The following is a 6,718-nucleotide window of genomic DNA, read 5'->3' as shown; positions in this document are numbered from 1 at the left end:
GCCCACCCCCGCCTGTGGGAGACTGAGGACCATGGCGAAAGACAGTGGCGGAGGGGATCTGCTGCCGACCGTGGACCAGGTCACCGAGGAAGCGATCAACATCGGCTACCGCTTCGACCAGAAGCTACAGCGCTGGCGGCAGGGCAGGGCAACCCAGCGCGGGGACATCCCCACCATGCTCGCCTTCGACGGCTACGGCAGCCCCCGCTACGTCCGGGCACTGGGCCGCGTGCTGCTCAAGACGCGCTCGCTGATCCAGGACACGGACGACGCCGACGAGTCGATCCGCGGCTGGCGCTCCTTCTCGTCCGTGCCCTTCGCGTTCGCCCACGTGAACATCTGGTTGGGGGATCACGAGTTCCACCTCGTCGCGGACAAGGGCGGCGTGATCGACGCGGACCTCAACGTGTCCATGGCCCCGGGGGTGCACTCCATCTACATGCAGGCCGAGGGCTCGGAGGTCACGGAGGCCAAAGTCACCGTGGTCTCGGACCAGCAGTACCTGGGGGTCGTGTGCGACGTGGACGACACCGTGATGGTCACCGCGCTGCCCCGGCCGATGCTCGCCGCCTGGAACTCCTTCGTGGCCAACGAGCACGCCCGCATCCCCACGCCGGGGATGTCCACCATGATGGACCGGCTGCGGCGCAAGCACCCGAATGCACCGTTCCTCTATCTCTCCACCGGGGCGTGGAACGTGGCACCCACGCTGCGCCGCTTCCTCACCCGCAACGCCTACCCCTCTGGTGCGCTGCTGCTGACCGACTGGGGTCCCACCACGGAGCGCTGGTTCCGCTCGGGCGCCCAGCACAAGGTCCAGAACCTGCAGCGACTGGCCACCAACTTCCCGCACGTGAAGTGGATCCTGATCGGAGACGACGGCCAGCACGACCCGCAGATCTACGCGGGCTTCGCCGAGCGCTACCCAGACTCTGTGGCGGCGGTCGTCATCCGCAACCTCTCACCCACCGAGGCCGTCCTCGCCAACGGTGCGCGTGTGCCGGACGGTCACCGGGTGATCGCCCCGGAGGGCGTGCTGTGGATCGAGGCCAACGACGGCGCCTCCATCTCGGACCAGCTGCGGGCCGCAGGACTGCTCTGACGTGCCCTGACACGAGCTCCGACCCTCCCTGACCTTCCCCGGCCATCTTTGCCCCCTCTCCTCAGCACCGGCTGCTGGTGCGCAACCCTCGGACGCCACGGGGCAGGCGATCGAGCGCGCCGGACTGGAGCACACCTTCCTGCGGGACAACTTCTACCTGGACGTCCTGCCCCTGTTTGCGGGTGGGGACCGTGTGCTGCGCGGACCCGCCGGGGACGGCCGCGTGGCCGCGGTGGCCCGGGCCGACGTCGCCGACGCCGTCGTGGCGGTCCTGCTGGACCCGTAGCCGCACACGCGCGGCGCCTAAACCCTCACGGGTCCCGAGTCGCTCACGATGACCGAGGTCGCCCAGGTCCTCACCTGCATGACCGGGGAGCAGTACCGCTACGAGACGGAGACGGTCGAGGCCGCACGCGAGTCCTGCGCCAGCGGTGACCCGTGCCCTCCCGCCCGGGCGACACGGCTCGGCAGTGGTCGGGACACGCGGTGCGAAAAGTTTTTCCGTGACGTCGGGAACGCCGCTTATCCACACCCCGGCGGCGAAAAACCGCGTGCTGCCGGGCACCGGCCACCGGGGGTCCTGTGGACAAACCGGGGGATAACCTCCGAGGCCCTGTGGATCGGGCAACCACATCATCTAGGGCTATGTCCCGGTACGCGCCACAAGATGTAGTATTGATCCAGATCTTCAACCACCTGGCGCACCACCCGGACCACGAGCTGAAAAGCCCCGGAGGCGCCGGAGAATCGGTACTTCCCGCAAGGAGAGATGGGCTATGTCAGTCACCGTGTATTCCAAGCCGTCGTGCGTCCAGTGCAACGCCACCTACCGCGCCCTCACCAAGAAGGGCATCGACTACACCGTCGTGGACGTCACCGAGGACACCGCCGCGTACGACCACGTGGTGGGCCTGGGCTACCAGCAGGTCCCGGTCGTCGAGGCCGGCGGCGAGCACTGGTCCGGGTTCCGCCCGGACAAGATCAACAGCCTGGCGCTGCTGCGCTCGGCATGAGCCCCACGCCGTGGCACCCGAGGGTGCCACGGCGGACGCAGCCCGCACTCGGTGGTCCTGGGAGCGCGAGCGTCCCGGCGGCCACCGGTTCTCGCCACCCACCAACGTTCCCCCAGAATCGAAGTGACCCGGCATGAGTGCCCTGGCCTCCGTTCTCGCCCAGGCGAAGGAATGGGAAGAACGCAACACCCCCGTCGTCGTGGGGGAGGAAGCACCCCTGGTGGTGTACTTCTCCTCCGTCACCCGCAACACGGACCGGTTCGTCGCCAAACTTCCCGTGCGGTCCCTTCGGCTGCCCCTGAAGACCTCTGATCCCGTTCCCCGCCTCACGGAACCGTACGTGCTGGCCGTGCCCAGCTACGGCAGGCCCGGGGGAGCGGGATCCGTTCCCCCGCAAGTCGTCAAGTTCCTCAACGACGCCCCCTCACGGCAGCAGCTCAAGGGTGTGCTCGGCGCGGGCAACACCAACTTCGGCCCCCTGTTCTGCGTGGCGGCGGAGAAGGTGGCCGCCAAGTGCCAGGTGCCCCTGCTCTACAAGTTCGAGCTGATGGGCACGGACGAGGACGTCGAAAAAGTCACCCAAGGATTGGAAGAGTTTTGGCAAGCATTCACGCAACCCCGGGAGTGAGCATTGAGCCCGGCCACGAGGACCCCACCTGCCCCGAGAAGTACCGGGGCCTGGGCTACCACGAGCTCAATGCCCTGCTGAACCTCTACGATGCCGATGGCAACATCCAGTTCGAGGCGGACCGCCAGGCGGCACGGCAGTACTTCCTGCAGCACGTCAACAAGAACACGGTGTTCTTCCACGACCTCGAGGAGAAGCTGCAGTACCTGGTGGACCACCAGTACTACGAGGCCGAGGTGCTCGAGAAGTACAGCATGGAGTTCATCAAGGAGCTATCCAAGCAGGCGTACGGCTACAAGTTCCGCTTCCAGACCTTCCTGGGCGCGTTCAAGTTCTACACGTCCTACACGCTGAAGACGTTCGACGGACAGCGCTACCTGGAGCGCTTCGAGGACCGCGTGGTCATGGTCTCCCTCTACCTCGCGGACGGGGACGAGACCCTGGCGAAGCGTCTGGTGGGCGAGATCATCTCCGGTCGCTTCCAGCCGGCCACTCCCACGTTCCTCAACGCGGGCAAGAAGCAGCGCGGCGAGCTGGTCTCGTGCTTCCTGGTGCGCTTCGAGGACAACATGGAGTCCATCGGGCGCAACATCAACTCGGCGCTGCAGCTGTCCAAGCGCGGCGGCGGTGTGGCGTTCGCGCTGACGAACCTGCGCGAGTCCGGTGCGCCGATCAAGATGATCGAGAACCAGTCCTCGGGCGTCATCCCGGTCATGAAGCTGCTGGAGGACTCGTTCTCCTACGCGAACCAGCTGGGGGCCCGTCAGGGCGCGGGTGCTGTGTACCTGCACGCCCACCACCCGGACATCCTCAATTTCCTGGACACCAAGCGCGAGAACGCGGACGAGAAGATCCGCATCAAGACCCTCTCGCTCGGCGTCGTCATCCCGGACATCACGTTCGAGCTGGCGAAGAAGAACCAGGACATGTACCTGTTCTCGCCGTACGACGTGGAGCGCATCTACGGAATGCCCTTCGCGGACGTGAACGTGAGCGAGAAGTACCACGAGATGGTGGACGACTCTCGGATCACGAAGACCAAGATCAACGCCCGCGAGTTCTTCCAGACCGTCGCTGAGGTGCAGTTCGAGTCCGGCTACCCGTACATCATGTTCGAGGACACGGTGAACCGCGCCAACCCGATCGACGGCAAGATCATCATGTCCAACCTGTGCTCCGAGATCCTGCAGGTCTCCGAGCCCTCGGTCTACAACGAGGACCTCACCTATGCGGAGGTGGGCAAGGACATCTCGTGCAACCTGGGGTCCATGAACATCGCCATGGCCATGGAGTCCCCGGACTTCGGGGCGAGCATCGAGACCGCGATTCGCGGCCTCACCGCCGTGTCGGACATGTCCAACATCGACTCCGTGCCCTCGATCCGCCGCGGCAACCAGATGTCCCACGCGGTGGGCCTGGGCCAGATGAACCTGCACGGGTACCTGGCCAAGGAGCACGTGTTCTACGGTTCCGAGGAGGGCGTGGACTTCACGAACATGTACTTCTACGCCGTGACGTACCACGCGATCCGGGCGTCGAACCTGATCGCCAAGGAGCGCGGGGAGTCCTTCGTGGGCTTCGAGAAGTCCGACTATGCGAAGGGCACGTACTTCGACAAGTACATCGACGGCACGTGGGAGCCGGCGACCGCCCGCGTCCGCGAGCTTTTCGCGCGCGCCGGTGTGGCGCTGCCCACCGCGCAGGACTGGCGTGAGCTGCGCGAGAAGGTCATGGCGGACGGGATGTACAACCAGAACCTGCAGGCCGTGCCGCCCACGGGTTCCATCTCGTACATCAACAACTCCACCTCCTCGATCCACCCGATCGCCTCGCGCATCGAGATCCGCAAGGAGGGCAAGCTGGGGCGCGTGTACTACCCGGCGCCCTTCATGGATGACGAGAACCTGGAGTACTTCCAGGACGCGTACGAGATCGGCTACGAGAAGATCATCGACACGTACGCCGCGGCCACGCAGCACGTGGACCAGGGCCTGTCCCTGACGCTGTTCTTCAAGGACACCGCCACCACGCGGGAGATCAACCGCGCGCAGATCTACGCGTGGCGCAAGGGCATCAAGACCATGTACTACTCGCGCATCCGCCAGCTGGCGCTCGAGGGCACCGAGGTCGAGGGCTGCGTCTCCTGCATGCTGTGACCTCCGCCGTCTCCTGACGGCACCGCGTCGGCCGACGCAGCTCCCGCCCCGCCCGGGTCTCTTACCCGGGCGGGGCGGGAGTTTTCCACCCACCTACATGCTCATGGACTCGGCCACCCTGAGTCTTCGAGCTCTGCTGGAAGGCAACGTCCTCACCACCCTGCGGACCCCCGCCTTCTCGGCCGTGGCCACCGACTACCTGGCCCCGAAGGAGACAACCAAGCTCGTGGTGTTCGGCACGGGGCCGCAGGCGCTCGCCCACGGCGCGGCATTCGCCGAGATCCGCTCGTTCACGGAGGTGGTGGTGTGCGGCCGGACGCTGCGTGCGTCGTCGCCAAGGGATCCCACGAGCCACAGTTCCGCGAGCTCGATTCCGCGCTCACGGGTCGCGCCCAGGTGGTCGTGGAGGACCGGGCCACCGCCATGCGTGAAGCCGGGGACGTGATCCAGGCCGTCGCCGACAGTTCCTTGCACGAGGACTCACTCGTGGACCTCGCGGACGTCGTCACGGGCGGGGTGGCCCCTGATACGGCGCGGCCCCGCGTGTTCAAGTGCGTGGGCATGAGCCGGCAGGACCTGGTCGTGGCCGTAGGGGTGGTCGATCCGAACGCGTGAGAGGGGAGAGGGCGCCGTCGTCTTGCTTCGTCAACGGCCACATCAGGGCGACGGCGTGCGCTGCGTACGGATGATGGTCCCGCTCCACGCGGCCACCAGGAGGGTGATCCCCAGCGCCGCGCCCAGGAGGGTCACCGGGCTCGAGGCGAAGGTCTGGGAAATGGCCCGTGTGGGCACACCCACGGCGAAACCGAAGGCGGCCAGGGTGCCCAGGTAGCAACCGAGCATGTTCCGCCGGTGCATTCGGACGTCGCCGTGCAGGATCCCCCACATGGCCGACCCCACCGAGAAGAGGGTGAATGCGGCGAGTCCGTGCAGCAATTGCACCGGTCCCAGCAGCAGAACAGAGAACGCGCACGACGCGTGAACGGCGATGATCGGTGTGAAGTGCTCCATACCGCTAAGATAGTTGCGGTATCCAGCGCGCGCCATCAGGACAACTGGCGCGCGGACGACTATCCGAGGGGGCTGCGTCATGCTGCTCAATGCCCTGGCCGAGGTCAGCAACACCACCACGGCCAGCATCAAGTTCTACCGCCGGGAGGGACTGTTGCCGGCCGGTACCAGGCTCACCGCGACGCGGCAGGACTACGGTCAGGGTCACGTGGAACGCCTGCAGCTCATCCGGGTACTGAGGGAGGAGGCCGGTGCCACGATCCCCGACATCCGTGCGCTGGTCACCGTGATCGACGATCCACGGCGGCCCCTCGTGAATGCCCTCGAGATCGCCCAGTCGCTCGCCGAGGGCCTGTCACCTTCCGAGGCAGGCGGGCCCCCGGAGCACCGGGAGGATCCGATGATCCGGGACCTGCTCACGCAGCTGGGGTGGCCGGACGTGGCCAGCGGGCCGCGCCGGGCGCTCGGTGAGTTGTTGGAGGGCATGCGGGCCGCTGGTTCACCCGTGGACAGGGGCGTCCTGCTGCGATACGGCCGCGCGCTCGATGAGCTCACTCGCGTGGACATCGCGGGTATGCTCGAGCCCGCGCAGCCTCCGGTGGATTCCCTCTCCGGCGACACCGGTGGAGCGGGGGAGACACCGTCCCGGGACGTCATCGTGGCCCGCGCGGTTTGGGGAATGGTCTCCTGCGATCGGCTGACCCGGGTGCTGCGGGCCCTGGGCCATGTCTCCCACTCGGTGCGCAGCGCCGGGTCGTAGGTCAGCGGTGGCACGCGGAAGGCCCCAGAACGTAGTGTTCCGGGGCCT

Annotated in this window: 7 protein-coding genes and 1 pseudogene; 7 read left to right on the top strand and 1 reads right to left on the bottom strand. The window is 66.8% G+C overall.

What is annotated here, in order from left to right:
• Positions 1 to 31: 31 nt before the first annotated feature.
• The 6 genes and pseudogenes from B3G12_RS07020 to B3G12_RS06995 all read left to right on the top strand — a co-directional run bounded on the left by B3G12_RS07020 (position 32) and on the right by B3G12_RS06995 (position 5,514).
• On the top strand, positions 32 to 1,102 hold the full coding sequence (locus B3G12_RS07020; protein WP_144942616.1) for an App1 family protein: 1,071 nt from the start codon (positions 32 to 34) through the stop codon (positions 1,100 to 1,102).
• A gap of 776 nt (positions 1,103 to 1,878) precedes the next feature.
• The gene (nrdH, locus tag B3G12_RS07015; RefSeq protein ID WP_144942617.1) at positions 1,879 to 2,115 is read left to right on the top strand and encodes a glutaredoxin-like protein NrdH; all 237 of its coding nucleotides are present in this window, start codon (positions 1,879 to 1,881) and stop codon (positions 2,113 to 2,115) included.
• A gap of 133 nt (positions 2,116 to 2,248) precedes the next feature.
• The gene (nrdI, locus tag B3G12_RS07010; protein ID WP_244944659.1) at positions 2,249 to 2,743 is read left to right on the top strand and encodes a class Ib ribonucleoside-diphosphate reductase assembly flavoprotein NrdI; all 495 of its coding nucleotides are present in this window, start codon (positions 2,249 to 2,251) and stop codon (positions 2,741 to 2,743) included.
• Positions 2,740 to 4,899, top strand: coding sequence for a class 1b ribonucleoside-diphosphate reductase subunit alpha (gene nrdE / locus B3G12_RS07005; protein WP_144942618.1), 2,160 nt, complete (start codon positions 2,740 to 2,742; stop codon positions 4,897 to 4,899). Before nrdI ends, nrdE begins: the two co-directional genes overlap by 4 nt.
• Before the next feature lie 97 nt (positions 4,900 to 4,996).
• Positions 4,997 to 5,167, top strand: a pseudogene (locus B3G12_RS07000) (ornithine cyclodeaminase family protein); the annotation flags it as partial.
• A gap of 38 nt (positions 5,168 to 5,205) precedes the next feature.
• On the top strand, positions 5,206 to 5,514 hold the full coding sequence (locus B3G12_RS06995; RefSeq protein WP_290499789.1) for a hypothetical protein: 309 nt from the start codon (positions 5,206 to 5,208) through the stop codon (positions 5,512 to 5,514).
• 42 nt (positions 5,515 to 5,556) lie between these two features.
• Here the strand turns inward: B3G12_RS06995 and B3G12_RS06990 are convergent, their stop codons facing one another.
• Positions 5,557 to 5,910 (bottom strand): hypothetical protein, encoded by a 354-nt coding sequence (locus tag B3G12_RS06990; RefSeq protein WP_290499788.1) that lies wholly within the window; start codon positions 5,908 to 5,910, stop codon positions 5,557 to 5,559.
• A 79-nt stretch (positions 5,911 to 5,989) separates the two neighbouring features.
• Between B3G12_RS06990 and B3G12_RS06985 the strand changes: the two genes are divergently transcribed.
• On the top strand, positions 5,990 to 6,670 hold the full coding sequence (locus B3G12_RS06985) for a MerR family transcriptional regulator (RefSeq protein WP_290499787.1): 681 nt from the start codon (positions 5,990 to 5,992) through the stop codon (positions 6,668 to 6,670).
• Positions 6,671 to 6,718: the final 48 nt, after the last annotated feature.

The sequence above is a fragment of the Kocuria sp. UBA5001 genome (genome assembly GCF_002398425.1).
Taxonomy (GTDB): Bacteria; Actinomycetota; Actinomycetes; order Actinomycetales; family Micrococcaceae; genus Kocuria; species Kocuria salsicia.
This window is presented reverse-complemented; position numbering and strand designations above follow the sequence as displayed.